General features: G+C 71.1%; 21 protein-coding genes. 4 read left to right on the forward strand and 17 right to left on the reverse strand.

All coding sequences use genetic code 11. From position 1 onward, the window contains the following. Positions 1-6: 6 nt before the first annotated feature. Together htpX and FRAEUI1C_RS31100 are read right to left on the reverse strand one after the other, a co-directional pair. Positions 7-870, reverse strand: coding sequence for a zinc metalloprotease HtpX (gene htpX, locus FRAEUI1C_RS31095; RefSeq protein WP_013427351.1), 864 nt, complete (start codon positions 868-870; stop codon positions 7-9). 312 nt (positions 871-1,182) lie between these two features. Further along, on the reverse strand, positions 1,183-2,070 hold the full coding sequence (locus tag FRAEUI1C_RS31100; RefSeq protein WP_013427352.1) for a Rossmann-like and DUF2520 domain-containing protein: 888 nt from the start codon (positions 2,068-2,070) through the stop codon (positions 1,183-1,185). Between the two features lie 579 nt (positions 2,071-2,649). Here FRAEUI1C_RS31100 and FRAEUI1C_RS31105 point away from each other — a divergent pair. The 4 genes from FRAEUI1C_RS31105 (at position 2,650) to FRAEUI1C_RS31120 (ending at position 9,440) form a co-directional block, all read left to right on the forward strand. After that, positions 2,650-4,548 (forward strand): 2-oxoacid:acceptor oxidoreductase subunit alpha, encoded by a 1,899-nt coding sequence (locus FRAEUI1C_RS31105; RefSeq protein WP_013427353.1) that lies wholly within the window; start codon positions 2,650-2,652, stop codon positions 4,546-4,548. After that, positions 4,545-5,615 carry a 2-oxoacid:ferredoxin oxidoreductase subunit beta gene (locus FRAEUI1C_RS31110; RefSeq protein ID WP_013427354.1) on the forward strand — a complete coding sequence of 357 codons (1,071 nt, stop codon included), beginning with the start codon at positions 4,545-4,547 and terminating at the stop codon, positions 5,613-5,615. Before FRAEUI1C_RS31105 ends, FRAEUI1C_RS31110 begins: the two co-directional genes overlap by 4 nt. Positions 5,616-5,944: 329 nt before the next feature. Further along, a complete protein-coding gene (locus tag FRAEUI1C_RS31115; RefSeq protein ID WP_013427355.1) occupies positions 5,945-7,678 on the forward strand; it encodes a hypothetical protein in 1,734 nt (577 codons plus the stop codon). 271 nt (positions 7,679-7,949) lie between these two features. After that, positions 7,950-9,440, forward strand: a complete 1,491-nt coding sequence (locus FRAEUI1C_RS31120; RefSeq protein ID WP_013427356.1) for a hypothetical protein — start codon at positions 7,950-7,952, stop codon at positions 9,438-9,440. A gap of 141 nt (positions 9,441-9,581) precedes the next feature. Here the strand turns inward: FRAEUI1C_RS31120 and FRAEUI1C_RS31125 are convergent, their stop codons facing one another. The 15 genes from FRAEUI1C_RS31125 to FRAEUI1C_RS31195 all read right to left on the reverse strand — a co-directional run bounded on the left by FRAEUI1C_RS31125 (position 9,582) and on the right by FRAEUI1C_RS31195 (position 26,905). Then, entirely contained in the window at positions 9,582-10,583 is a 1,002-nt protein-coding gene (locus FRAEUI1C_RS31125; RefSeq protein ID WP_013427357.1) for a polyprenyl synthetase family protein, read from the reverse strand. A gap of 7 nt (positions 10,584-10,590) precedes the next feature. Next, positions 10,591-12,174, reverse strand: a complete 1,584-nt coding sequence (nuoN, locus tag FRAEUI1C_RS31130; protein WP_013427358.1) for an NADH-quinone oxidoreductase subunit NuoN — start codon at positions 12,172-12,174, stop codon at positions 10,591-10,593. Continuing rightward, positions 12,171-13,730, reverse strand: a complete 1,560-nt coding sequence (locus tag FRAEUI1C_RS31135; protein WP_013427359.1) for an NADH-quinone oxidoreductase subunit M — start codon at positions 13,728-13,730, stop codon at positions 12,171-12,173. Before FRAEUI1C_RS31135 ends, nuoN begins: the two co-directional genes overlap by 4 nt. A gap of 1 nt (position 13,731) precedes the next feature. Then, a complete protein-coding gene (gene nuoL / locus FRAEUI1C_RS31140) occupies positions 13,732-15,693 on the reverse strand; it encodes an NADH-quinone oxidoreductase subunit L (protein WP_013427360.1) in 1,962 nt (653 codons plus the stop codon). Between the two features lie 221 nt (positions 15,694-15,914). Next, the gene (gene nuoK / locus FRAEUI1C_RS31145; protein WP_013427361.1) at positions 15,915-16,214 is read right to left on the reverse strand and encodes an NADH-quinone oxidoreductase subunit NuoK; all 300 of its coding nucleotides are present in this window, start codon (positions 16,212-16,214) and stop codon (positions 15,915-15,917) included. Beyond that, positions 16,211-17,074, reverse strand: coding sequence for an NADH-quinone oxidoreductase subunit J (locus FRAEUI1C_RS31150; RefSeq protein ID WP_013427362.1), 864 nt, complete (start codon positions 17,072-17,074; stop codon positions 16,211-16,213). Before FRAEUI1C_RS31150 ends, nuoK begins: the two co-directional genes overlap by 4 nt. After that, entirely contained in the window at positions 17,074-17,631 is a 558-nt protein-coding gene (gene nuoI, locus FRAEUI1C_RS31155) for an NADH-quinone oxidoreductase subunit NuoI (protein WP_013427363.1), read from the reverse strand. The genes FRAEUI1C_RS31150 and nuoI overlap by 1 nt, the downstream gene beginning before the upstream one ends. Positions 17,632-17,634: 3 nt before the next feature. After that, positions 17,635-18,969: an NADH-quinone oxidoreductase subunit NuoH gene (nuoH, locus tag FRAEUI1C_RS31160; protein WP_013427364.1), complete on the reverse strand. Its 1,335-nt coding sequence runs from the start codon at positions 18,967-18,969 to the stop codon at positions 17,635-17,637. Beyond that, on the reverse strand, positions 18,966-21,506 hold the full coding sequence (locus FRAEUI1C_RS31165) for an NADH-quinone oxidoreductase subunit G (RefSeq protein WP_013427365.1): 2,541 nt from the start codon (positions 21,504-21,506) through the stop codon (positions 18,966-18,968). Before FRAEUI1C_RS31165 ends, nuoH begins: the two co-directional genes overlap by 4 nt. Before the next feature lie 49 nt (positions 21,507-21,555). After that, positions 21,556-22,866 carry an NADH-quinone oxidoreductase subunit NuoF gene (gene nuoF / locus FRAEUI1C_RS31170; RefSeq protein ID WP_013427366.1) on the reverse strand — a complete coding sequence of 437 codons (1,311 nt, stop codon included), beginning with the start codon at positions 22,864-22,866 and terminating at the stop codon, positions 21,556-21,558. A 2-nt stretch (positions 22,867-22,868) separates the two neighbouring features. Then, positions 22,869-23,693 carry an NADH-quinone oxidoreductase subunit NuoE gene (gene nuoE, locus FRAEUI1C_RS31175; RefSeq protein ID WP_013427367.1) on the reverse strand — a complete coding sequence of 275 codons (825 nt, stop codon included), beginning with the start codon at positions 23,691-23,693 and terminating at the stop codon, positions 22,869-22,871. After that, complete coding sequence (locus FRAEUI1C_RS31180; RefSeq protein ID WP_013427368.1) at positions 23,693-25,036, reverse strand: NADH-quinone oxidoreductase subunit D; 1,344 nt, start codon at positions 25,034-25,036, stop codon at positions 23,693-23,695. The genes nuoE and FRAEUI1C_RS31180 overlap by 1 nt, the downstream gene beginning before the upstream one ends. After that, complete coding sequence (locus FRAEUI1C_RS31185) at positions 25,033-25,722, reverse strand: NADH-quinone oxidoreductase subunit C (protein ID WP_013427369.1); 690 nt, start codon at positions 25,720-25,722, stop codon at positions 25,033-25,035. Before FRAEUI1C_RS31185 ends, FRAEUI1C_RS31180 begins: the two co-directional genes overlap by 4 nt. After that, positions 25,722-26,552 carry a NuoB/complex I 20 kDa subunit family protein gene (locus FRAEUI1C_RS42015; RefSeq protein ID WP_013427370.1) on the reverse strand — a complete coding sequence of 277 codons (831 nt, stop codon included), beginning with the start codon at positions 26,550-26,552 and terminating at the stop codon, positions 25,722-25,724. Before FRAEUI1C_RS42015 ends, FRAEUI1C_RS31185 begins: the two co-directional genes overlap by 1 nt. Beyond that, a complete protein-coding gene (locus tag FRAEUI1C_RS31195) occupies positions 26,543-26,905 on the reverse strand; it encodes an NADH-quinone oxidoreductase subunit A (RefSeq protein WP_013427371.1) in 363 nt (120 codons plus the stop codon). The genes FRAEUI1C_RS42015 and FRAEUI1C_RS31195 overlap by 10 nt, the downstream gene beginning before the upstream one ends. Positions 26,906-26,944 lie beyond the last annotated feature (39 nt).

The raw sequence follows: 26,944 nt of genomic DNA on the forward strand, positions 1-26,944 counted from the left end.
TCTCGGTCAGCGGTACGGGTTCAGCCGGGCCAGTTCCTCCAGCCGGGCGATCCGCTGGTCCATCGGCGGGTGGGTCGAGAAGAGCTGGGTCACGCCGCCGGACCGGAACGGGTTGGCGATCATCAGTGCCGAGACGGGCGCGAGCCGCGAGCTCTGCGCGAGCGGCCGGGCAGCGGTGCCCGACTCCAGCTTGCGCAGCGCGTTCGCGAGGCCGATCGGGTCGCCGGTCAGGGTCGCGCCGGACTCGTCGGCCTGGTACTCACGGGCTCGGCTGATGGCGAGCTGGATGATCGTCGCGGCGATCGGGCCGAGGATGATCAGCAGGAGCAGCTCGAACATGCCGGGGCCGTCCTCGTTCCGGCCGCCGAAGAAGGCCGCGAACTGGGCGAGGTTGGCCAGGTAGACGATGACGCTCGCGAGCGCCCCGGCCACCGACGCGATGAGGATGTCGTGGTTGTGCACGTGGCTTAGCTCGTGGCCGAGCACTCCGCGCAGCTCACGGTCATCCATCAGCTCGAGGATTCCCTCGGTGCAGCACACCGCGGCGTTTTTCGGGTTACGGCCGGTCGCGAACGCGTTCGGCGCGCTGGTGGGACTCACGTAAAGCCGTGGCATCGGCATACGGGCGCGCGTCGCGAGATCGCGGACGATCGCGTAGAGACGCGGCTGCTCAACCTGGCTCACCGGGTAGGCCCGCATTGCCCGCAACGCGAGCTTGTCGGAGAAAAAGTAGGAGAAGCCGTTCATCAGGACGGCGATGCAGAGGGCGATGATCAGCCCGTTTCGGCCGAAGATAGCCCCCACCGCGAGGATCGCGGCCGACAGCACGCCGAGCAGCAAGGCGGTCTTGAGACCGTTGAGGTGAGACATGGCGTCCCGTTGTCCTGTCGTGTCAGTAGGTTGCAACCACTTCAACGCCGACGATGCCGGCCGGCGTTCCCGTCCGTGCACAAGCGTCCGTGATGCCCCAGTTGCCCCGAGATAAGCCAGTCTGCGACACCCGGCCAGCGCGTCCCGACAAGAGCGGACCTCCGGAGCACCCGACGCACCGCCCGGTACGACGTCGGTTCGGCCGCCCGCCCGTCCGGCTCCCGCCGCGCATCCTGCGCACGTCCGTGCCCGCCCCGCACCTCGCCAGGCGCGGTCGGCGTCAGGCACGGTGGACGTCAGGCGCGGTGGGCGTCAGGCGCGGTCGGCGCCGTCCAGGGCCGCGCGGAGGGTGGCCGCGGCCGGGGCGGCCAGGAGTCCGGACGTCTCCAACCGCTGAGCCGCGAGCCGGGCGAGGCTGACGTAGGCCGGGACGACGGTCGGCTCGGCGGCGAGCAGCGCGGCCAGGTGGGCGGCGACCGTCCCGGCGTCGCCGCGGCGGACCGGGCCGGTGGTCGCGGCGTCCCCGTCCCGCAGCGCGTTGTCGAGCGAGACCCGCAACAGCGGCGCCAGTGCGGCCCGGGCGTCGTCGATGCCGACGCCGGTCAGCAGGTCGGCGGCGGCGCCGGCGAGCGCGGCCAGGTAGTTCGCGCCGAGCACGATCGCCGCGTGGTAGATCGTGCGGGCCTCGTCCGGGACCTCGACCGTCCGCCCGCCGAGGTCCGCGACCAGCCGGCGGGCGACCGGCGTGGCCGCCGGGTCGGCCGTCACACCGAACGTCGTGCCGCGCAGCCGGCCGGCGTCGGCCGCTGGATCCAGCCCGGCCAGGCTCATGATCGGGTGGATGGCGGCCCGGTACGCGCCGCGCGCGACGACCGGTGTCAGCGGGCCGAGCCCATGGCGGCCGCTGAGGTGGGCCACGACCGTGCCGGGACGCGGCCCGCCAGGCCCGCCGGGGTGCGCGACGGTGACGGCGACCGGGCCGAGGGCGTCGTCGGAGACGGCGAGGACCAGGACGTCGACCCTGGTGGCCAGCTCGGCGACCGGCAGGTGCTGCGCCGCGGGCAGCCAGCGCTCGGCCCGCTCGGCGGCCGCCGCGGAGCGCACCGACACCCCGACAAGCCGATGGCCCGCGTCCGCGAGCGCCACCGCGACGGCGGCTCCGGCCCGCCCGAACCCGACCACCCCGATGTCCAGCTGCACCCACCGATTGTCCCGCCTTGGCAGTCTCGGCAGTGATGCCCCGGCACCCCGGCCGTTCGGCGTTGCCGACCCCGCTGCCAACCCAGCGCCCGGCCAGGACGCCTCGGGTCGTCGAGGTAACCGCACGCACCCGGCACGCTCCGGTTGAACGGGGAGGATCGGCACCGGACCGGCATGGTGTCCAATCCCACATAGTGTGGGCGAGGTCATCGGGATGAAGTCGCATCCGGCGGACGCGCGAATGACGTCCTCGGCGACACTGGGGAAGTGGCCGGTCGAACCTGCCGGTGACAAATACCTGACATCGCAGGCAATCCGCCGGTCGGAGCGCGAAATGTCGATCGTTGAGATGGCAGGTTGACCGGCACGCGAAGCGCACCGGGCCCCATCGGAACGAAGGATGTCCCGGCCACACGACCGCTAGAGATGGCCCGGACACGTAGCGTGATATGACTACCGACAAGTAGGTGCCACCTGGCGTGCCGGACGGCTCACCCCTCGGCGGCGCAGGCGCCGCTATCCGCGCGCCCAAATGGGCCGACAGGTAGGCTGGTCCGGTACCTGAGGAGGTTACTGAAGGTGTCTGAGCAGGTCCGCGAGCAGGTCCGGGCGCAGGGAGCCGGCAGGGAGACTCGCCAGCTCGACCGGGTCGTCGTGCGGTTCGCCGGCGACTCCGGCGACGGTATGCAGCTCACCGGCGAGCAGTTCACGAGCGAGACGGCGGTGTTCGGCAACGACCTGTCGACGCTCCCGGACTTTCCCGCCGAAATCCGAGCGCCAGCTGGTTCTCCGGCCGGTGTGTCCGGTTTCCAGCTGCATTTTTCCGACCACGACATTTTGACGCCGGGTGACGCGCCCGACGTCCTCGTGGCGATGAACCCGGCCGCCTTGAAGGCGTACCTGAAAGACCTGCCGCCGGGCGGTGACCTGATCGTCAATACCGACGCCTTCACCGGTGGAAACCTGAAGAAGGCCGGCTATGCGACCGACCCGCTGAGCGACGGCACGCTGGACAAATACCGCGTGCACCGGGTCCCGCTGACCTCCATGACCATCAATGCGGTCAACGCCACCGAAGGCGTCGCCGGGTCGGTCAACAAGAAGGAGGCCGAGCGGGCGAAGAACATGTTCGCCCTGGGCCTCATGAGCTGGCTGTACAACCGGTCGACCGCGGGCACGGAGGAGTTCCTCCAGACCAAGTTCGGCAAGCGGCCCGAGATCGCCGCGGCGAACATCGCCGCGCTGCGCGCCGGCTTCAACTACGGCGAGACGACCGAGTCGTTCTCGGTGACCTACGAGGTCGCGCCGGCCCGGATGAAGGCCGGCCTCTACCGGCGGGTGTCCGGCAACCTGGCGCTGTCCTACGGCCTCATCGCCGCCGGCGAGCTGACCGGGCTGGACCTGTTCCTGGGCAGCTACCCGATCACCCCGGCGTCGGACATCCTGCACGAGCTGAGCAAGCACAAGCAGTTCGGCGTCCGCACGTTCCAGGCCGAGGACGAGATCGCCGGCATCGGCGCCGCGCTCGGCGCGTCATTCGGCGGCTCGCTCGGCATCACCACGACCTCCGGCCCCGGCGTGGCGCTCAAGTCGGAGACGATCGGCCTCGCGGTCAGCCTCGAGCTGCCGCTGGTGATCGTCGACATCCAGCGTGGCGGCCCGTCGACCGGTCTGCCGACCAAGACCGAGCAGGCCGACCTGCTGCAGGCCATGTTCGGCCGTAACGGCGAGGCGCCGGTACCGATCATCGCGCCGCGGTCGCCGTCGGACTGCTTCCACGCCGCGATCGAGGCGGCCCGGATCGCGACCAAGTACCGCACCCCCGTGTTCCTGCTCTCGGACGGCTACCTGGCCAACGGCTCCGAGCCCTGGCTGCTGCCGACCCGCGAGGAACTGCCCGACCTGACGGTCGAGTTCACCACCGAGCCGAACCACGACGGCGAGTTCTGGCCGTACCTGCGTGACCCGCAGACGCTGGCCCGCCCGTGGGCCGTCCCGGGCACGGCGGGTCTGGAGCACCGGATCGGCGGCCTGGAGAAGGCCGACGGCTCGGGCACGATCTCCTACGACTCGGCCAACCACGACAAGATGATCCGGCTGCGCCAGGCGAAGGTCGACGGCATCGCCGCCGACATCGAGCCGCTGGAGGTCGACGACCCGACCGGCTCGGCCCGTGTGCTGGTGCTCGGCTGGGGCTCGACGTACGGCCCGATCGCGGCGGCGGTCCGCCGGGTGCGCGCGAAGGGTCTGCAGGTCGCCCAGGCGCACCTGCGTCACCTCAACCCGTTCCCGGCCAACACCGGCGAGGTGCTGCGGTCCTACGACCGCGTGCTGGTGCCGGAGATGAACCTCGGCCAGCTGCGGATGCTGGTGCGGGCGGAATTCCTGGTCGACGCGATCGGCTACAACCAGGTCCGGGGCATGCCGTTCAAGGCGGCTGAGCTGGCCGGCGTTCTCGAGGATGTGATCAACCAGTGACCGTCACCACCAACGGCAAGGTTGGCGACGGCCGGGTGACCAACCGGCTGCTCGACCTGGTCCCGGCGACGACGATTCCGCTGAGCCGCAAGGACTTCGCCTCGGACCAGGAGGTCCGCTGGTGCCCCGGCTGCGGCGACTACGCCATCCTCTCGACCGTGCAGGGCTTCCTGCCCGAACTCGGGATCGCCCGCGAGAACGTCGTCTTCATCTCCGGCATCGGCTGTTCGTCGCGCTTCCCGTACTACCTGAACACCTACGGGATGCACTCGATCCACGGTCGCGCTCCGGCCATCGCGACGGGCCTGGCGACCTCGCGTCCCGACCTGTCGGTGTGGGTCATCACCGGTGACGGCGACTCGCTGTCGATCGGTGGCAACCACCTGCTGCACGCGCTGCGCCGCAACGTCAACATCAAGATCCTGATGTTCAACAACAGGATCTACGGCCTGACCAAGGGCCAGTACTCGCCGACCTCCGAGATCGGCAAGATCACCAAGTCGACGCCGCACGGTTCGCTCGACCGGCCGTACAACCCGACGTCGCTGACGATCGGCGCGGAGGCCACCTTCGTCGCCCGGTCGGTCGACTCGGACCGCCAGCACCTCACCTCGGTGCTGCGGGCCGCGGCCGAGCACCCCGGCGCCGCGTTCGTCGAGATCTTCCAGAACTGCAACATCTTCAACGACGGCGCCTTCGACGCGATGAAGGACCGGGACACCAAGGACGACGCGACGCTGCGGCTGCGCCAGGGCGAGCCGCTCACGTTCGGCGCCGACGGTGGCAAGGCGGTTCGACGGGCCGCCGACGGCTCGCTGGAGGTCTGCGCCGCCGGTGACCCGGGCGTCCTGCTGCACGACGCGCACGCCACCGACCCGAGCCAGCAGTTCGCCCTGTCCCGGCTGACCGGCGACAGCCACGGTGTCACCCCGATCGGGGTCTTCCGTGACGTCGACGTGCCCAGCTATGACGAGGAGCTCAACGCCCAGATCAGCCGGGCCAAGGAGCGCCAGGGCGCGGGCGACCTCATGAAGATGATCGCCGGCAAGGAGACCTGGACCATCTAGCCGGCCCAGTACCAGTCAGCCCACAGGGCTCACGCCCCCGGAAAGGGGGTGTGAGCCCTGTGGTCTTTCCGGGCCGGCCCGATGCCCAGCTCAGAGCCAGGCCCGACCCGGCGCAGGTCCCGCTCCCACTCGGCACAACTCTTCCGCCCCGTCCGGTTCCGGACCGATGGCGGGCAGTAAGGTCAGAGGCACGCCCGTTCCAGACGCAACGGGTGAGGTGGGAAAAACGTCTGGGCTCCACCGGAGTACCCGAACCGAGTCTCCCGCCCCAAATCCCCGGGCGTTGACGATCCGTTCGACGCTCCCGGCACGCGGAGGCTCTTCCGGCGATGGATGGCAACCGGGCCGAGCCCGCTGGCCCGGGCGACGCCGGCCACGAGCCCGACCCGCGCTGGCCGGCCCAGGCCCAGCAGGCCGGCGGCTACGGGTTCCCCTACCCGCCGCTGCCGCCCGCGGAGGCCGACGGCGGGTTCTCGCCCAGCGACACCAGTCCGTTCCCGCTCGGCCCGCTGTACCTGCAGACGCCGTACCGCGATCCGGCGGACGACCCGTCGATGTCCGCGGGCCCCGGCGGCCAGCAGGATCCGTACCAGTCCGCCGGGCCGCGCGGTTACCTGCCGGCCGGCGCACAGCCGACCTATTCGCCGGGAGGCGAACCGCCGCCCGGCGGGGCGACCGGGCTGCCGACGGGCGAGAACTGGGCGAACTGGTTCGCGCAGCCGGAACCCGGCTACGGGCCGCCGTCGGCGGGACCGCCGCCGGCCGCCCCGGTGGCGTCCCCCTGGCGGCAGCCAACCCAGCCGTCGCCCTGGGACCAGCCTCTCGCGAACCCGGCCTACCCCGGCGGGTACCCGCAGCCGCCGGCCTACCCGCCGCCGACCGACGCCGGCGGTGGGTTCGTGCCGACCGACGCCACCAGCGCCATCCCGATCACGGCGTTCCGCGAGTCACTGCCACCGGCGCCGAGCCAGCCCCCGCCAGCCCAGTACCCGGCCGCTCAGTACCCGACGGCGGGCTACCCGGCCCAGTACCCGACGGCGGGCTTCCCGGTGGATCAGTCGCCGGAAGCCCTGTACCCGGCGACCGAGCAGTACGCGCAGCCCCAGTACCCGACGGCCCAGTACCCGGTCGACCAGCCCGCCGCGCCGGGCCAGCCCCCCACGGCCCAGTACCCGACGGCCCAGTACCCGACTGGCCAATATCCGGCGGGCCAGTACCCGACCGGCCAGTACCCGACGCCGCTCTACCAGGCCGGGACGTTTCCCGCGGCGCCCTACCAGGACCCGCTGACGCTCGGTGCCTACGGCCAGGACGCCCTCTATCCCGGCGACCTGGGCCAGTACCAGCCTCCGGCCGACCCGCCGCGGCCCGCGAACGACGTCCAGCAGGCCCGTTACCCGCAGCCGCCGGCGGAGGCCGGGCCGTTCCCCGGCCTGGTCCAGCCGGCCGCGCCGGACGTTTTCGCGCCTTACTACCAGCCGCCGCCGACCGACGTCGCCAGCGGTGGCTTCGCGCCCTCCGACACGAGCGCCATCCCGATCACGGCCTTCCGCGAGTCGCTCGCGGCTGGCCCGGCCGGCGCGCCTCCTGCCCCGACGGCACAACGCCGGGTCACGAAGCCCGTGGCGGCGTCCTCGACCGCCGTGCTGCCGGCCGCCGACGGCGAGAAGGCCGCGGCGAGCGCTCCGCCCGCGAAGCACGGCGTCCGCCGGGCCCGGTTGCGGCGTCGGCGCCAGCTCGCCGTGGTCGCCGCCCTCGGGGTCGTGATCGTCGCGGTCGCCACCGCCCTGGTGCTGCGCCTCGTCGACGGCGGAGAGGCGAGCAGCGCGGGCGCGACCCCCACCTTCGCGGTCGGCGGCGCGCAGGGGTCGGCGAAGTCCTACCCGTTCCCGGTGTTCGCGCTGACCCGCAGCGCGCCTCCCGGCACGTCCTCCATGTCGCCGGGCGGTGCGCTCGGCGCCGCCGTGGGCACGGCGGGCAGCGGCGCCGGCGGGACGGGCCAGCTGGTCCTCACGCCGGTAGCCCCGACACCGGCCACTCCACCCGTCGCCGCTCACACCTGAGCCGGCGGTCGGCCCCGGTCGAGGGTCGGCCGCATTGGGCCGCCGTTATGCGGATGGTCGGCGGCCCATGACGGGGGGGCAGAAGTGGATTCGTGATCGATGTCCGGTATGGTCATAGTGCGCGTGGGGGTACGTGCGGTGTTGCCCGGGGGGGGTCACACACCGAACCAAGCCGGAGGCTCCGTGCACGGTCACAACTTCCGACACCACGAGGCTGCTGCCGGGCGTAACAACCCGTCCGCCCGTGGCCTGGCATCCGCCGGGAGTCGACGTGGGTAGCCCTTACTTCACCGACCGGCGGCCTCATGACGATTACGAGGCCTACCCGGCAGAGGACGGCTGGCCGCCCGTCCGCGGCCACGTCGCCGCGGTCGCGCAGGTCCATCGGCCGGCCGGACCGTCGGCGCGGATTCCAGCGCCGCCCGTCCCGCCGCCTGGCGAGTTCGACCCGCGATCTGGCCCGCCGTCGACGCCGGGCACGCTCCGGCGCATCGAGGCGGTCGCGGCCCAGGAGCAGCAGTACCGCGCTCCGGCGGGCCAGGGGTACGCCGAGCCCGGCTACGGCTTCGACGACTACCAGGAGCGCTACCGGACAACCGGCGGCTATCCCGGATCCGGCGGTGGCTACTCGGACTACGACGCCCGCCCGGACTACGAGGACCGGATCGCGTCGCGGTCGTGGGCCGCGACGCTCTCGGCGCGCGATGCCGGCCGGGCGGCTTCGGCTGACCACGCCGGCGGGACCGTGATCGAGTCCCGCGCGGGCGCCACGCGCGCTGGGGGAAGCCGCACGGCTCCCGGCAACCGTGCGACGCCTGGCGGCGCGCGGCCTCGGGTCGAGCGCGCGGAGCGGCCTGACGGCGGTCAGCGGGCTCCGGGAGCGCACCGGGCACCGGCCGGTCGTCCGGGCAGCGCCCGGGCTCGGCTGGCGATCGCCAGCACCGCGTCGCTCGCCGGGCTGTCGGCTCTCGTCGGGACGGCCGTCATGGCGACCGACACCGGATCGCTGACGATCAAGCCCGGTGCGGGCGGAACGGCCACGGGCCAGTGGCCGACGAGTGAGTCCACCGACGTCGCCTCCGCGGGTGGCGGGACGATGGACGACGGGCCGCACCTGACCCCGACCGCGCCCGGCGGGGGGACGAGCAGCCGCCAGACAACCGCGCCGACGCCCTCGCAGGCCGAGTCCCCGTCCACCTTCGGGGACCTCACCGGCGGCGTGGTCTACGGCGACGGTGGCTACGTCAACGCCGCCGGGCCGCTCAACCCGGCGGTGACCTCGGCGGATCCGAACGCGGACCCGATGGCGGCCAGCACGCCGGACGCCGCGGCCAGCACCGACTCGTCGTCGCCTGCCGGCCCGGCCAACGGCATCGGCACAGGGACCCTGACCTGGCTTGGGATCGGCGACCTCGACCTGGGCAACATCGTGGGCACCGCGTCGTCGGGCCCGACGACGTCGCCTGACCCGTTGAACTCGCCGGACCCGTCCACGTCGCCCGACTCGTCCGGCACGCCGAGCCCGACGGGCTCGACGAGCCCCAGCGGTTCCGCCACGACGCCGTCGGGGCCGGACTCGTCGAACAGCTCGTCGACCAGTTCCGGGTCCACCCCGCACGCGTCCGCGGCGCCTAGCCCGAGCTCGGCGGTCACGGCGACCAGCACCACATACCGGTCGACCAGCTCCTCGGCCGACCCGTTCGTGGTGACCAGCGCCGACCACCCGTCGAACGAGCACGCGGTCATCGGCCGGTTCGTCTAGGAGAGTCCGACCGCCCAGCGCGGCCCCACTCCGTGGGTCGTCGCGCCGGGCGGTGAGCAGGACCGGCAACACGGAAGGGCCCGGCTCCGAGTGATCGGAGCCGGGCCCTTCCGTCTGTCAGGGGTGGGTGCCCGACGGGCCTCAGCCGGTCCGGGCGATGACGAAGTCGGTGAGGCTCTCCAGGGCGGTCCGCGCCGAGCTCTCAGGGAGCGGAGCGAGGCAGCCACGGGCGCTGGCGGCCCAGGAGCGCAGCTCGGCCCGCGCCTCGTCCATCCCCGCGTGGCCGCGCAGGATCTCAAGCGCCTCCTCGACGGCCGGGTCCGCGGTGAAGCCACCCGCCACCAGCTCACGCAGCCGGTCGGCGCCCTTGTCCCTGCCCCGCAGCGTGTAGAGCACCGGCAACGTCAGGACGCCGGCCCGCAGGTCCGTCCCCGGGGTCTTGCCGGAGTCAGCGGTGGCCGACGAGACGTCGATGATGTCGTCGGAGAGCTGGAAGCAGACCCCGATGCGCTCCCCGAAGGTGGCCAGGATGTCGGCCGTCACGGGGTCCGCGCCGGACATCATGGCTCCGAGCCGGCCGGAGGCGGCGATCAGGGACGCGGTCTTGCCCGTGACGACCCGCAGGTAGTGCTCGACCGGGTCGTCGTCGGGCATCGGCCCCACGGTCTCCCGGATCTGGCCCTCGCACAGGGTGGCGATCGTCTGGGCGAGGATCCTCGTCGCCTCCGGGCCCAGATCGGCGGTGATCTCCGAGGCCCTGGCGAACAGGTAGTCGCCGACGAGGATGGCCACCGTGTTCGTCCATCGGGCGTTCGCGGAGGCGGCCCCGCGGCGAAGCGGGGCCTCGTCCATCACGTCGTCGTGGTACAGGGTCGACAGGTGGGTCAGCTCGATGGCGGCCGCGGCCTGGATCACCTCCGGCGCGGCCGGGTCGGCGAAGTGCGCCGCGAGCAGCACCACCATGGGGCGGAATCGTTTTCCGCCCGCATCGGTGAGATGTCGTGACGCCTCCGTGACGAACGCGAACTCGCTACGGATCGCGTCGCGCAGCACGCGCTCCACGCCCGTGAGACCCGCTCGCACGGCGATTTCGAGATCAGGGTCGGCCCTGATCCCCATGGTGTCCAGCCCGGTTGCGCTCATACCGCCATCAGCGTACGAAGCCTGAGGCCGCCGCGTGACTAGCGAGGTCCAACAAAGGCTGCGGCGCGACGCCGAGGAGCAGTGTCAGCAGGGTGCCGACCCCGACCGTGGCGTAGGTGAGAGTGGGCCGGGTCACCACGACCGGGCCATCGGCCGGCGGGTTCGAGAAGAACATCAGCACGATCACCCGGACGTAGAAGAACGCCGCGATGGCGCTGCAGACCAGGGCGATGACGACCAGCCCGGTCGCGTTGCCGGCGATCGCCGCCTGGAAGACCGCGAACTTACCGGTGAAGCCGCTCGTCAGCGGGATGCCCGCGAGGGCCAGCAGCAGGAAGGCGAAAACGCCCGCCAGCAGCGGTGACGTGCGGCCCAGGCCCTGCCACTGGGACAGGTCGCTGGCCTCGCCGTCGCTCGTCCTGACCAGGGAGACGACGCCGAACGCGGCGATCGTGGTGAAGCCGTAGGTGACCAGGTAGAACATCGAACCGGACAGGCCGTCGGTGTTCGTGCCGGCCAGGCCGACGAGCAGGAAGCCGGCGTGCGCGATCGCCGAGTAGGCGAGCATCCGCTTGATGTCGCGCTGGGTCAGCGCGAGGACGGCACCGACGACCATTGTGAGAATTGCCACGGACCAGACGACGGGCCGCCAGTCCCAGCGAAGACCGCCGAAGGCGACGTAGAACACCCGCAGCAGACCGCCGAAGGCCGCGACCTTGGTGCCGGCCGCCATGAACGCGGTGATCGGCGTGGGCGAGCCCTGGTAGACGTCCGGGGTCCACGAGTGGAACGGCGCGGCGCCGATCTTGAAGAAGAACCCGACGGCCAGCAGGCCGATCCCGAAGTACAGGTAGGTGTCGTTCTTACCGACGGTGCTCGCCGCCGTCGCGATGCCGCCGAGGTTCACGGTGCTGGCGTAGCCGTAGATCATCGCCAGGCCGTAGAGGAAGAACGCCGACGAGAACGCGCCGAGCAGGAAGTACTTCAGCGCCGCCTCCTGCGAGAGCAGCCGGCGCCGGCGGGCCAGGCCCGCGAGCAGGTACAGCGGCAGCGACAGGATCTCCAGCGCGACGAACATCACCAGCAGGTTGTTCGACTGGACGAACATCAGCATGCCGGACACCGAGAACGCCATCAGCGGATAGGCCTCGGTCTGCATGTTCTGGGAGGTCTGCAGCGCGTTGGAGCCGGCCGCGCCGGGCGTGACCGCGGCCTGGGCGACGATGGCGCCGCCGGTCGAGTCCAGCCGCCGCTCGGCGACCAGCAGCACGGCCAGCAGGCCGAACACGAGGATCGTGCCCTGCAGGAACAGCGTCGGCCCATCGATGGCCAGCGCGCCGTCCACCAGCGTCGCCCGGCGGGTGTGCAGCAGGCAGACGGCGATGAACGCCACCAGGAAGCCGAGGAAGGCCAGCACCGGCTGGAGGTTGCGCCGGGTGGACGCCGACGTGAACGCCTCGACCAGGATGCCCACGAACGCGAGCCCGAGCACGATCAGCACGGGGCTCATCGAGACGTACTCGATGGACGGAACCTTGATCGGCGGGATCGTCACCGGCGCGGCGGCCGTGATGGCTGTGCTGGCGCTCACGAGTGGCCTCCGGTGGTGCTCGCGCCGGCGACCGGGGTGGTCGGCGCCGGGTCGTGATGGCCGACGTCGGTGAACGTGGCGGTCACCGACGGCCGGATGATGTCGATCAACGGCTTGGGGTAGACCCCGAGGGCGATGATCAGCGCGATGATCGGCGCGACGACGAGCTTCTCGCGCACGGACAGGTCGGTGAGCAGCGAGTTCTCCTGCGTCACCGGGCCGGTCATCGTCCGCTTGTAGAGGTTCAGCACGTAGATCGCGGCCAGCACGATGCCGCAGGTCGCGACGATCGCCAGCGCCCGGTAGCGGGTGAAGGTGCCGACCAGGACGAGGAACTCGGAGACGAAGCTGTTCAGGCCCGGCAGCGCCAGCGACGACAGACCGCCGATGAGGAACACCCCGGCCAGCACCGGCGTCACCTTGGCCATGCCGCCGTAGGCGTCCACGTCGCGGCTGCCGCGGCGGGCCACCAGGAAGCCGACCACCAGGAACAGCAGGCCGGTGGAGAGGCCGTGGTTGACCATGTACAGCACCGCGCCGACGCCGGCCTGCGAGGTGAAGGCGAAGCAGCCCAGCGCGATGAAGCCGAAGTGGGCCAGCGACGTGTAGGAGACCAGCCGCTTCATGTCCCGCTGCCCGATCGCGAGCAGCGCGCCGTAGAAGATGCCGATCACCGCCAGCGCCAGCACGAGCGGGGCGAAGTAGTCGGCCGCGTCCGGGAACAGCGGGATGCAGTAGCGGATCAGGCCGAAGGTGCCGACCTTGTCGAGCACGCCGACCAGCAGCACCGCGCCGCCGGTCGGCGACTGGGCACCGGCGTCCGGCAGCCAGGTGTGGAACGGGAACAGCGGCGCCTTGATCGCGAACGCGAGGAAGAAGCCGAGGAACAGCCACTTCTGCGTGGTCGGGTCGATCTTCATCTGCCGCAGCGTGGCGAAGTCGAACGTCCCGTGGCCGAGCTGGTGCACGGAGACGACGTACAGGCCGATCACCGCGGCGAGCATCAGCAGGCCGCCGAACAGGCTGTACAGCAGGAACTTGACCGCCGCGTACGCGCGCTGCGTCTGCTCCTTCGGCGCCCCGTAGCTCCCGATGAGGAAGTACATCGGGATGAGCATCGCTTCGAAGAAGACGTAGAACAGGAAGACGTCGGTGGCGGCGAAGACGCCGACCATGCCGGCCTGGAGCGCGAGCAGCAGGGCGAAGAAGGCCGGGACGGAGCGCTTGCCCTCCTCGCACTCGTGCCAGCTCGCCAGCACGACGACGGGGACCAGCACCGCGGCCAGCAGGATCAGCACGATCGAGATGCCGTCGGCGCCGACCGAGTACGACACCCCGAACTGCTTGATCCAGTCGTACCGCTGGGTGAACTGGAAGCCGGGGACGTTCGGCCGGTAGGCGGCGGTCGCGATCACCGCGATGACCAGCTCGACGATCGTCAGCCCCAGCGTGAGCTGCTTGGCGAACGTGCTGGCGGTCTTCGGGATCAGCGCGACGACGACCGCGCCGACGAGCGGGATGGCAAGCAGAATTGTCAGCCAGGGGGCGGTGTGCATGTCAGCCCGCCCTCACCAGCAGCAGGGCCCCGATCACGAGGATCGCGCCTCCCAACATCGAAAGTGCGTAGGTCCGGACGTAGCCGGTCTGGGTGCGCCTCAGCCGGCCGGACAGCCCACCGATGCCGGCGGCGGTACCGCCCACCGCGCCATCGATGATGATCTTGTCGAACCAGACCAGGAACCGGACCAGGAAGTTGCCCGGGATCATGAAGGCGGCCTCGTTGAAGGTGTTCGCGTAGAGGTCGTGGCGGGCCGCGACGGTCAGCGGGCTGACCTGAGCGTCGGGCTTGGCGACCGCGTCCACCGGGCGCAGCTGGTAGCGCAGCAGCCCGCCCGCGACGCCGCCGAGCATCACGACGAGCGTGAGCAGGGTCAGCACGACCGGGTTCAGCGTGTGGTCCGCCTCGCCGTGCTCGCCGACGACCGGGGCGAGCCAGTTCTGCATCGAGCTGCCCAGGACGAACAGGCCACCGGCGAAGACCGACCCGACGGCCAGCAGCATCATCGGCCCGGTCATCGTGAACGGCGACTCGTGCGGGTGCTTCGCGTTCTCACCCTCGTGCTCCCAGCGCGCCTTCCCATGGAAGGTCATCAGGAACAGCCGGGTCATGTAGAAGGCGGTGATGCCGGCACCGAGCAGGGCGACGATCCCGAGCACGTAGCCGGACGTTCCGCCCTTGTCGAACGCCGTCTCGATGATCTTGTCCTTGGTGAAGAACCCGGAGAACGGCGGGAAGCCGATGATGGCCAGGTAGCCGAGGCCGAACGTCACCCAGGTGACCTTCATGTACTTCCACAGGCCGCCGTACTTCCGCATGTCCTGCTCGTCGTCCATCGCGTGGATGACGGAGCCGGAGCCGAGGAACAGGCCGGCCTTGAAGAAGCCGTGCGCGAGCAGGTGCATGATGCCCAGCGCGTAGCCGGCCGGCCCGAGGCCGACCGCCAGGAACATGTAGCCGATCTGGCTGACCGTCGAGTACGCGAGCACCTTCTTGATGTCGTCGTACGCGCAGCCGATGATGCAGCCGATCATGATCGTGACCGCGCCGATGATGAGGACGACGGTCCGCGCGGCCTGGGTGTCGTTGAAGATCGGGGCCGACCGGGCGATCAGGTAGACGCCGGCGGTGACCATCGTCGCCGCGTGGATGAGCGCGGAGATCGGGGTCGGGCCCTCCATGGCGTCCGGGAGCCAGGCCTGCAGCGGGAACTGGCCGGACTTGCCACAGGCGCCGAGCAGGAGCAGCAGCGCGATCGCGGTGATCGTGCCGTAGCTGAGCACGTGCCCGGCGGCGGCGGTGAAGACCGTGTCGTAGTTCGTCGAGCCGAGCGTGGCGAACAGGAACATGATCGCCAGCGCCAGGCCGACGTCGCCGACCCGGTTCATGTAGAAGGCCTTGTTCGCCGCGGTGGCGGCGGCCGGCTTGTACTCCCAGAACTTGATGAGCAGGAAGGACGAGAGGCCGACCAGCTCCCAGCCGCCGTAGAGCGCCAGGAAGTTGTTCCCCAGCACCAGCAGCAGCATGGAGGCGAGGAACAGGTTCATGTAGGCGAAGAACTTCCGCCGCGCCGGGTCGTGCGCCATGTAGCCGATCGAGTAGATGTGGATCAGCGAGCCCACACCGGTGATCAGCAGCACGAAGACGACGGAGAGCTGGTCGACGAGCAGGCCGACGTCGACCTGGAAGCCGTTGACCGGAATCCAGGAGAACAGGTGCTGGGAGACGGCGCGCTGGTCGCCGGCCTTGCTGTGCAGCGAGAAGAACAGCACCAGACCGACGACGAAGCTCGCCACCGCCGCGAGCGTGCCCAGCAGATGGCCCCACTTGTCGGTGCGCTTGCCGCCGAGCAGCAGGATCGCGGCGCCGGCCAGCGGCAGGGCGATGAGCAGCCAGGTCAGCGAGAACGCACCGCTCGCGGCGGCGTAATGCACAGCGTGGGCCGGGGCAGCCGGGCTCATCGCGCGTCGGCCAGGGGACGCGCCGACGCGGCGTCGGCGGACGGCGGGTTTTCGGCTAGCAGCGTCACTGAAGTGGGTCCGTTCTTCGCTAGCGGCTCAGGACGGCGTTGTTCCGTACTGCGTCGGTTCTGCAGGGCAAGTGGGGCCGACACCGGGGCCAGGCGCGCCGAGCCGCCGGCCGCCCGGTGTCGCCGAGCCCGGGGGCTCGGTCGTTCAAAGGCTCAGTACTTCAGCAGGTTCACGTCGTCGATGGACGCGGACTTGCGGGTTCGGAAGATCGTCAAGATGATCGCCAGGCCGATCACGACCTCGGCCGCGGCGACCACCATCACGAAGAAGGCGATGACCTGGCCCTCGAGGTTGCCGTTGATCCGGGAGAAGGTCACCAGCGTCAGGTTCACCGCGTTGAGCATCAGCTCGACGCACATGAACACGACGATGGCGTTGCGCCGGACCAGCACGCCGACCGCGCCGATCGCGAACAGCAGCCCGGCCAGGATCAGGTAGTTCCCCGGGTTCACAGCCCGCTCCCCTTTCCGGCGCCGACCGGCGCCGACCCGTTCGCGGCACCGGGACCGGTCGAGGCGTCGGGCGAGTCGCCACCGACGCCACCACCCGGCCCGGTCCCGCCGGGCGGTTCCTCACCCGGCGGCAGGCTGGTCGGCACGCCGCCGACCAGGCCGCGATCCGCGCCCGGCAGCGTCGGAACCTGGTCCGCCGAGTCGGCGCGGGCGTACACGCCCGGGCCCGGAACCGGGGTCAGCACCCGGCCCTCGGCGATCCGCCGGCGCAGCGTCTCCTTCTGCGACGGCCGCGGCCCGGTCCGCTCGCGGTGGCTGAGGATCATCGCGCCGACCGCCGCGATGACCAGCAGCGCCGAGACGGCCTCGAAGGCGAACACGTACTGGGTGAACAGCAGCCGGGCGATCGCGTGGATGTTCCCGCCGCCGGCCTGGTTCACGTCGGCCACACCCGCGGCCGGCTGGTTCTTGATCGCCTTCCCCAGGGGGAAGACCAGCAGGCCGGCGAAGCCGAGGCCGAGCACGACGGCCGCGACCCGCTGGCCGCGCAGCGTCTCGACCAGCGACTCGCTGGACTCGACGCCGATCAGCATCAGCACGAACAGGAACAGCACCATGATCGCGCCGGTGTAGACCACGATCTGCACGAAGCCGAGGAACGGCGCGTCCTGCAGCAGGTAGCAGACCGCCACGCAGAACAGGTTGGCGACCAGCATGAGCGCGCCGTGCACGGCCTTCTTGGCGAAGACCATCCCCAGCGCCCCGATCACCGCGATCGGGGCGATGATCCAGAAGGTCAGCGTCTCCCCGACACCCACATGGGTGATCGGTGCCGCGGCGGCAAGCAACTGCGCGTCCATCAGTGCTCCGAACCAGACCCGCCGTCGCGCGCCAGTTCCTGGAAGGCGGGCAACGGTGTGTTCGGGTCCCAGCGGTAGTAGTCGGTCTCGGTCTCGCCGAGGTACATCGGGTGGGGCGGTGCCGCCATCCCCTCCCGGAGCGGGGCGAGCAGCTGCTCCTTGGTGAAGATCAGGTCATTGCGGCTGTCGTCGGCGAGCTCGTACTCGTTGCCCATCGTCAGGGCCCTGGTCGGGCAGGCCTCGATGCACAGTCCGCACAGAATGCAGCGCAGATAGTTGATCTGGTAGACCTTGCCGTACCGCTCACCGGGCGAGAAACGCTCCTCGTCGGTGTTGTCCGCGCCCTCGACGTAGATGGCGTCGGCGGGGCAGGCCCACGCGCACAGCTCGCAGCCGACGCACTTCTCCAGCCCGTCCGGGTGCCGGTTGAGCTGGTGGCGGCCGTGGAACCGCGGCGCGGTCGGCTTCTTCTGCTCTGGGTAGGACTCCGTCACCGGCTTGCGGAACATGTTGCCGAAGGTGAGACCGAAGCCCTTGAAGAAATCGAAGTAGCCCATGGTCTAGAACTCCTCACGCTGGCGCGGGCCAGCCGGGATGACGGCCGGATTCCTGGCCGCCCCCCTGTCGATGTCCCCGTTCTCGCGGTCCTGGCCAGGCGGCGGGGGCCACGGGATGTTCTCCAGACTGGGTGGTCCCTGGCCGTCCGCGTCGTCGTCGTCCTCGTCCGCGGAGCGCCGTCCGCCGAACAGGAACTCGGCGACCACGAACAGGCCGAGGATCACGGCGAGGCCGATCAGCCAGGGCCGGGCGTCGGAGGTGTCGCTCTGCCGGATGGTGCGCAGCGCGGCGATGAACAGCACCCAGACCAGCCCGAACGGGATCAGGATCTTCCAGCCGAAGCTCATGAACTGGTCGTAGCGCAGCCGAGGCAGCGTGCCCCGCAGCCACACGAAGAAGAACATCACGAGCAGCAGCTTGATCATGAACCAGATCAGCGGGACCCAGCCGTGGTTCAGGGACGACAGCCCCGGGATCGGCGGCGGCTGCCAGCCACCCAGGAACAGCGTCGTCATGACCGCGGAGACCGTGACCAGGTTGACGTACTCGGCCAGGTAGAAGAACGCGAACTTGATCGAGCTGTACTCGGTGAGGAAGCCGCCGACCAGCTCGCCCTCGGCCTCGGGAAGGTCGAACGGCGTCCGGTTCGTCTCGCCGACCATCGAGATCATGTAGATCACGAACGACGGGAACAGGGCGATGTACCACATGTGCCGCTGGTGCTCGACGATCCCTGAGGTCGACAGCGTCCCGGAGTACATGAACACCGCGACGAAGGCCAGGCCCATCGCGATCTCGTAGGAGATGATCTGAGCGGCCGAGCGCAGCGAGCCGAGCAGCGGGTAGGTCGAGCCGCTCGACCAGCCGGACAGGATCAGCCCGTACACCCCGATGGACGCCGCGGAGAGCAGGTAGAGCACCCCGACGGGAAGGTCGGCCAGCTGCAGCACCGTGTGGTGGCCGAAGATCGAGACCTCGGGCCCGAACGGGATGACCGCGAACGCGATCAGCGCCGGGATGACGGACACCAGCGGGGCCAGCAGGAACACCGGCTTGTCGGCCAGCGCCGGGATGATGTCCTCCTTCAGCATCAGCTTGATGCCGTCGAGGAGGCTCTGTCCCCAGCCCTTCGGCCCGTGCCGGTTCGGCCCGAGCCGGACCTGCATCCGGGCGACGACCTTGCGCTCGAACACGATGCCGAACAGCGTCATGATCATGAGGAACGCGAAGACCGCGACGCCCTTGATCAGGACCAGCCAGAACGGGTCCGAGCCGAACCGGGACAGGTCCGGGTCGGCCCCGGTCGAGCCGGCGGCGACCAGGAGGGCGGTGTTCATGCCGCACCCCCCGCCGCGACCGTCTCGCGGGTGGTCGACGACGTGGCCGGCGCGGTCTCGGCGGCCGCGATGGCCACCACGGCGCCCGCCGAGACCGCGAGCGACCGGTTCAGATGCGAGCCGGGCGAGTAGGTCGGGACCCAGACCACCCGGTCGGGCATGTCGGTGACCTCCAGCGGGAGCGTGATCGCGCCGCGGTCGGTGCTGACCGTGACGAGCCCGCCGTCGGCCGCGCCGATCTCGGCGGCCGTCGCCGCGGACAGCAGCGCCCGCGCCGGCCGGGCGGTCCCGGCCAGGTACGGCTCCCCGTCCTGCAGGGCACCGTCGTCGATCAGCTGGTGCCAGCTGGCCAGCAGCGCCGAGCCGGCCGCCGGAACGGCGGGCGTGGCCGCCGACACGGCCGGCGCCGGCACCCGCCCGGCCCGCTTCTGGCCACCATCGATCGGAGCACTGGCGCGGCCGAGCGCGGCAAGCTCGCGGGCCGCGGCGCCGACGTCCGGGACGCCGAGATCGACGCCCATGTGCTGGGCGAGCAGGTGCAGCACGCGCAGGTCGGGCAGCGCGTCGGTCTCCAGCGCCCGCTGGAACGGCCGCAGCCGGCCCTCCCAGTCCACGAACGAGCCGGCCTTCTCCGCGACCGGCGCGACCGGGAACACCACGTCGGCCACCTCGGAGATCGCCGAGCGGCGGATCTCGAGGGAGACCAGGAACGGCACGGTCGCGAGCGCCTCGAGCGCGGCGGCCGGGTCGGGCAGGTCATCGACGTCCACCCCTGCGACGATCACGCCGTCGAGACCGGCGTTCTCCAGGGCGGCGTCGGCCAGGATCTCGGCGGTGCCACGGCCGGGCCCGCCGGGCAGCTTCGCGCCCCAGACGGCCTCGACCTCGGCGCGCGCGGCCGGGTCGGCGACCGGCCGGCCGCCAGGCAGCAGCGACGGGAACGCACCGGCCGCGAGGGCCCCGCGCTCCCCGGCCCGGCGCGGCACCCAGGCGAGCCCGGCGCCGGTGGCCTCGGCCAGCCGCAGCGCGGCGGTCAGCGTGCCGGGCGATTCGGCCGCCCGCTCGCCGACCAGAATCACCGCGCCCGGCTTGCGCAGCGCGTCGGCGACCGAGCCGGCCAGCTCGCCGGCCGGGCCGGGACGCCCGCCGCCGAGGCTGGTCAGCAGGTCGGCCTCGCCGCCCGGCACGGCCGGCAGCAGGGTGCCGGCGAGCTTGCCGAGCGCCCGGGTCGCGACCGGCCCGACGGCGTAGACGGCGGTGGCGTGCTTGCGGACCGCCTTGCGCAGCCGCAGGAAGACGATCGGCGACTCCTCCTCCGGCTCGAAGGCGACGAGCAGGACCGTCGGCGCGGCGTCCAGGTCGGTGTAGGTGACGCCGATGCCGGTGCCGGCGACCGCGTTGCCGAGGAACGCCTCCTCCTCGGCCGAGTGCGGCCGGGCGCGGAAGTCGATGTCGTTGGTGCGCAGGGCGAGCCGGGCGAACTTCGCGTAGGCGTAGGCGTCCTCGCGGGACAGCCGGCCACCGGCGAGCACCCCGACGCCGTGGCGGTCCCGGGTCTCGGCGAGACCCCGGGCCGCGTAGGCGAGGGCCTCGCTCCAGCTCGTCTCGACGAGCTGGCCGGTCGCGTCATCCCGGATGAGCGGGCTGGTGAGCCGGTCGGCCTGCCGCGCGTAGGTGAACGCGAACCGGCCCTTGTCGCAGCTCCACTCCTCGTTCACCGCGCCGTCGTCGCCGGCGAGCCGGCGCATCACGGTGCCGCGCCGGTGGTCGGTGCGCAGCGAGCAGCCCGAGGCGCAGTGCTCGCAGGAAGTCGGCGTCGAGACCAGGTCGAACGGGCGGGACCGGAACCGGTAGGCGCTGGAGGTGAGCGCGCCGACCGGGCAGATCTGCACGGTGTTGCCGGAGAAGTAGGACGAGAACGGCTCGTCGCTCGCGACGCCGACCTGCTCGGCCGCGCCCCGCTCGAACAGCTCGATGAACGGGTCGCCGGCGATCTGCTCGGAGAACCGGGTGCAACGCGCGCACAGCACGCAGCGCTCCCGGTCGAGCAGGATCTCGGAGGAGATGGCCAGCGGCTTCGGGTAGGTCCGCTTCTCCTCCTGGAACCGGGACTCGGAGCCGCCGTTGGCCATCGCCTGGTTCTGCAGGGGGCACTCGCCGCCCTTGTCGCAGACCGGGCAGTCCAGCGGGTGGTTGAGGAGCAGGAACTCCATCGTCCCGGCCTGCGCCTTGCTGGCGACCGGCGAGGTGAGCTGCGTCCTGACGACCATGTCCGCGGCCACCGTCGTCGTGCAGGAGGCGACCGGCTTGCGCTGGCCCTCCACCTCGACGATGCACTGCCGGCAGGCGCCGACCGGGTCGAGCAGCGGGTGGTCGCAGAACCGCGGCACCTCGATGCCCAGCAGCTCGGCCGCCCGGATGATCAGCGTGCCCTTGGGGACGCTGACGGGCAGGCCGTCGATAGTCAGCGTGACGTGGTCGGGCGGAGGCGGGGGCGCTGCCCCCGCGCCCGCCGGCGCGTCAGTAGCGACAGTCATGTTCAGGCCGCTCCCATGAGTGTTGACGCTCCCAGATCGATGGTCGCCATCAGTGCGCTCCCGCCAGCGCGCTAGGCGAGCCCGGCGCGACGCCGTTGCTCGACGGCGCCTGCTCCCGCGGCTTCGCCGCCGCGGCGAACTCCTCCGGGAAGTGCTTGATGCCCGACACGATCGGCGACACAGCGCCGTCGGCGAGCGCGCAGAACGCACGGCCGAAGATGTTGTCGCAGGCGTCGGTGAGCGTGTCGATGTCCCTCGGGTCGCCCTGGCCGCGCTCCATCCGGGACAGGATCTGCACCAGCCACGGGGTGCCCTCCCGGCACGGGGTGCACTTCCCGCAGGACTCGTGCGCGTAGAACTGGGTGAGCCGCCGGACGACCGGGACCATGTCCACGGTGTCATCCATGATCATGAGCGCCGCCGTGCCGAGCAGCGAGCCGGCCGCGGCCACCCCGTCGAAGTCCAGCGGGACGTCGAGGTGCTCGGCGGTCAGCATCGGCGTCGACGAGCCTCCGGGGGTCCAGGCCTTCAGCGCCCGGCCGCCGCGCACGCCGCCGGCCAGCTCCAGCAGCTCGCGCAGCGTGGTGCCCATCGGGGCCTCGTACTGGCCCGGCCGGGTGACGTGGCCGGACAGGCTGTAGATCTTCGGCCCCGGCGACTTCTCGGTGCCCATCGAGCGGAACCACTCGACGCCGTTGTTGACGATGAACGGCACCGAGGCGATCGTCTCGACGTTGTTGATGACCGTCGGCGAGTTGTAGAGGCCGTGCGTCGCCGGGAAGGGCGGGCGCAGCCTCGGCTGGCCACGCCGGCCCTCCAGCGAGTCGAGCAGGGCCGTCTCCTCGCCGCAGATGTACGCGCCGGCGCCGGAGTGGATCACCAGGTCGAGGTCGAAGCCGCTGCCCAGGATGTTCGTCCCGAGGTAGCCGGCCCGGTAGGCCTCGGCCACCGCGTTGCGCAGCCGGCGGGCGGCGTGGATGAGCTCGCCGCGGACGTACACGTACGCGCGGTTCGCGCGGACCGCGAACGAGGCGACGATGATGCCCTCGATCAGCGAGTGCGGGTCCGTCATCATCAGCGGGGCGTCCTTGCAGGTGCCCGGCTCGCCCTCGTCGGCGTTGACGACCAGGTAGTGCGGCTTGCCGTCGCCCTGCGGGATGAAGCTCCACTTCATCCCGGTCGGGAAGCCGGCGCCGCCCCGGCCGCGCAGGCCGGAGTCCTTGACCATCTTGATGACCGCGTCGGGCCCGAGGTTGAACGCCGCCTGGACCGAGCTGTAACCGCCGTGCTCCGCATAGGTCTCCAGGGTCCAGATCCCGGGGACCTTCCAGTGCGCGGTGAGAACCGGGGTGACGGGCATCGTCACGCCCCCTTTGTCTTCGGGTCGGCAGGAGCGGCTGGCGTCGTTGTGTCGCCCGGCTGCGTCCCGGCGATCTCGCCCTGCCAGCCGGCCTGCTCGGCGACCGTCAGCCCGACGACCGACGGCTCCAGGAACCCGGTTCCGGCGACGCCCTCGGGCCGCGGGTCCTCGAACCCGGCGAGCTGGTAGGAGACCTCTTTGAAGGTGCACAGCGGGCCGCCCCGGGTGGGCAGGGGCCGCTCGCCGCGCGCCAGCGCCTCGACGATGCCCTCGGCCGCCTCCGTGTCGACGCCGTCATAGAACTCGTAGTTGACGGTCATGACCGGGGCGTAGTCGCAGGCCGCCAGGCACTCGGCGTGCTCCAGCGTGATCGTGCCGTCAGCGGTGGTCTGGTCGTGGCCGACGCCGAGCTTCTTCGACAGCCGGTCATAGACGTCCTGGCCGCCCACCAGGGAGCAGGACAGGTTCGTGCAGACGGAGACCAGCCAGTCGCCGACCGGGTGGCGCTTGTACATCGTGTAGAAGCTCGCGACCGCCTGGACCTCGGCCGCCGTGATGCCGAGCTGCCCCGCGCAGAAGTCGATGCCCTCGGCGGTGACGCAGCCTTCCTCGGCCTGCACCAGGTGCAGCAGCGGCAACAGGGCCGAACGCTGCCGCCCGACCGGGTACCGGGCGATGACCTCCGCCGCGGCGGCCACCGTCGCGGCGCTGAACGGCCCGGCTCCGGTCCCACGACCGGCCGCGGTGGGACTGGTCACGGCGTCGGGGACTGTCGGGACCTCGGACGGGGACAGCCCGTTCGTGGCTGCTCCAGAAAACGCTGCCATCAACGATCAACTCCCCCGAGCACCGGGTCGACCGAGGCGACCGCGACGATCACGTCGCCGACCTGCCCGCCCTCGGTCATCGCGGGCACCGCCTGCAGGTTGACGAAGCTTGGGTCGCGCACGTGGACGCGGTAGGGCCTGGTCCCGCCGTCGCTGACGACGTGGACGCCCAGCTCGCCGCGCGGGCCCTCGATCGCCGTGTAGACCTGGCCGGGCGGTACCCGGAAGCCCTCGGTGACCAGCTTGAAGTGGTGGATCAGGGCCTCCATCGAGGTACCCATGATCTTCCGGATGTGGTCGAGCGAGTTGCCCATGCCGTCGGAGCCGATGGACAGCTGCGCCGGCCAGGCGATCTTCTTGTCCGCGACCATGACCGGGCCGGGGCCGAGCTTCGACAGCTTGTCCAGGCACTGCTCGATGATCTTCAGGGACTCGGTCATCTCCTCCAGCCGCACCAGGTAGCGGGCGAAGGAGTCGGCCTCGGTGGCCGTCGGCACGTCGAACTCGTAGTTCTCGTAGCCGCAGTAGGGCATCGTCTTGCGCAGGTCCCACGGCAGGCCGGCGGCCCGCAGCAGCGGCCCGGTGACGCCCAGCGCGAGGCAGGCCGACGCGTCCAGGTAGTTGACGTCGATCATCCGGTTGCGCCAGATCGGCTGACCGGTCAGCAGCCGGTGGTACTCCTTGATCCGGCCGGGCATGTCCTTGAGGAACACCCGGATCGCCTTCTCGGCGCCGTCCGGCAGGTCCTGGGCGAGGCCACCGGGGCGGACGTACGCGTGGTTCATCCGCAGACCGGTGATCATCTCGAGCAGGTCGAGGATCTTCTCGCGCTCACGGAAGCCGACGATCATCGCGGTGGTGGCGCCGAGTTCCATGCCGGAGGTGGCGAGGCCGACCAGGTGCGAGGAGATCCGCTGCAGCTCCATCACCAGGACCCGGATGACGGTCGCCCGCTCGGGAACCTGGTCGGTGATGCCGAGCAGCTTCTCCACCGACAGGCAGTAGGCCGTCTCGGTGAACAGCGGCGAGAGGTAGTCCGCCCGGGTCAGGAAGGTGACCGCCTGGGTCCAGGTGCGGTACTCGCAGCTCTTCTCGATGCCGGTGTGCAGGTAGCCGATGACCAGCCGGGTCTGCCGGACCGTCTCACCCTCGATGTCGAGGACGAGGCGCAGCACGCCGTGCGTCGACGGGTGCTGCGGGCCCATGTTGACGACGATCGTCTCGGCGGCCTCTTCGCCGGCGCCGAGAACCTGCTCCCAGTCCCCACCTGTGACGGTGTAGACCCGGTTCGCGCCCGACTCCGTGAAGCCGGCCTCGTAAGGGGCGTGCGTTTCAGTACTCACGAGTAGCTCCGGCGCTTCTCGGGGGGCGGCACCTGGGCGCCCTTGTAGTCGACCGGGATGCCGCCGAGCGGGTAGTCCTTGCGCTGCGGGTGGCCGATCCAGTCGTCCGGCATCATGATCCGCGTCAGCGCGTGGTGGCCCTCGTAGACGATCCCGAAGAAGTCGTAGGTCTCCCGCTCGTGCCAGTCGGCGGTCGGCCAGACCGGCGTCAGGCTCGGCATCGTCGGGTCCTCGACCGACACCGACACCTCGACGCGGATCCGGCGCCGGTGGGTCAGCGACAGCAGGTGGGCGACGGAGTGCAGCCGCCGGCCGCTCGGGTCGTCCGGGTAGTCGGCACCGGAGAGCGACGAGAGCAGCTCGAAACGCAGCGCCGGGTCGTCGCGCAGGGTGCGGGCGACGTCGAGCAGCCGTTCCCGACGGACGTGGAGCGTCAGCTCGCCGCGGTCGACGACCACCAGCTCGATGGCCTCGTCCAGCCCGGCGAAGGCCCGCTCCAGCGCGTCGTAGATCGCGTCGGCGTGCTCGTCGCCGAACGGGCGCTCACTCGACGAGAGCACCCGGGCCGGGGCGACCAGCCCGCCGAAGCCGGAGGTGTCCCCGCTCCCCTTCGCGCCGAAGGCGTCGTGCCGGGCGCCCGCGCGGCCGTTGAGGCCGGCGCCACCGCCCTGTTCCAGGTCACTCATCAGCCCAGGTCCTCGGTCGTCGGTCCGGTGCCGCGGCCGTGGATGTCGTCCGTCGGCTCGGCGTCGAACAGCTCCGGGTCGAACGCCTCCGCGTTGGGCTGGCCGACCACCGGGAGCAGCTTGCGCCGGCCGAACACCGACGGCGGGGCGACGGCGGCGGGCCTGCGGTCGTTCAGCTCCGGTACGACGGCGCCGCGGCCGGCCGGCAGCGGGGCGCCCGCGGGCATCCGGAAGCGCTTGCGGTCGTTCACCGACAGCGTCCGGGTGTCGAGGCTGCCCTCGGGCAGCGCGGACTGGGCGGTGGCGACCTCGATCGGCTTCGGGTACGGCGAGCTGCCGATCTCGGTGCGGTCCAGCTTGCCGTCGACCGGCCCGGTCTGGATCTTCCGGTGGATCTTCATGATCGCGTCCATCAGCATCTCGGGCCGCGGCGGGCAGCCTGGGAGATACATGTCGACCGGGACGATGTGGTCGACGCCCTGGACGATCGCGTAGTTGTTGAACATGCCGCCGGAGCTGGCGCAGACGCCCATCGAGAGCACCCACTTGGGCTCGGGCATCTGGTCGTAGATCTGGCGCAGCACCGGGGCCATCTTCTGGCTGACCCGGCCGGCCACGATCATCAGGTCGGCCTGGCGGGGGCTCGCGCGGAAGACCTCCATGCCGAACCGCGCCAGGTCATAACGCGCGGCGCCGGTGCCCATCATCTCGATGGCGCAGCATGCCAGGCCGAAGGTCACCGGCCACAGCGACGACTTGCGGCCCATTCCGGCCAGCTTCTCGACACTGGCGAGAAGCACGCCGCTGGGCAGCTTCTCTTCTAGTCCCATTCCAGGCCTCCCCGCCGCCAGACGTAGGCGTAGGCGACGAACACCGTAGCCACGAACAGCACCATCTCGACGAGGCCGAACACGCCAAGCCCGCCGAAGGCGACCGCCCACGGGTACAGGAAGATGATCTCGATGTCGAAGACGATGAAGAGCATCGCGATGAGGTAGAACTTCACCGGGAAACGGCGGGGCCCGGCAGCCTGGGGCTCCGGCTCGATGCCGCACTCATACGCATCGAGCTTTGCCCGGTTGAACCGCTTCGGCCCGACCAGCATGCTGATCACGATCGACCCGCCCGCGAACGCTGTGGCGATCGCGATCAGGACGAGGATCGGCACGTAGTTGGAGAGCATGCCGAGCTCCTCTCTCCGGAGAAAATTTTGGCCGGCGGT

The organism is Pseudofrankia inefficax (assembly GCF_000166135.1).
In the GTDB taxonomy this organism is placed as follows: Bacteria; Actinomycetota; Actinomycetes; order Frankiales; family Frankiaceae; genus Pseudofrankia; species Pseudofrankia inefficax.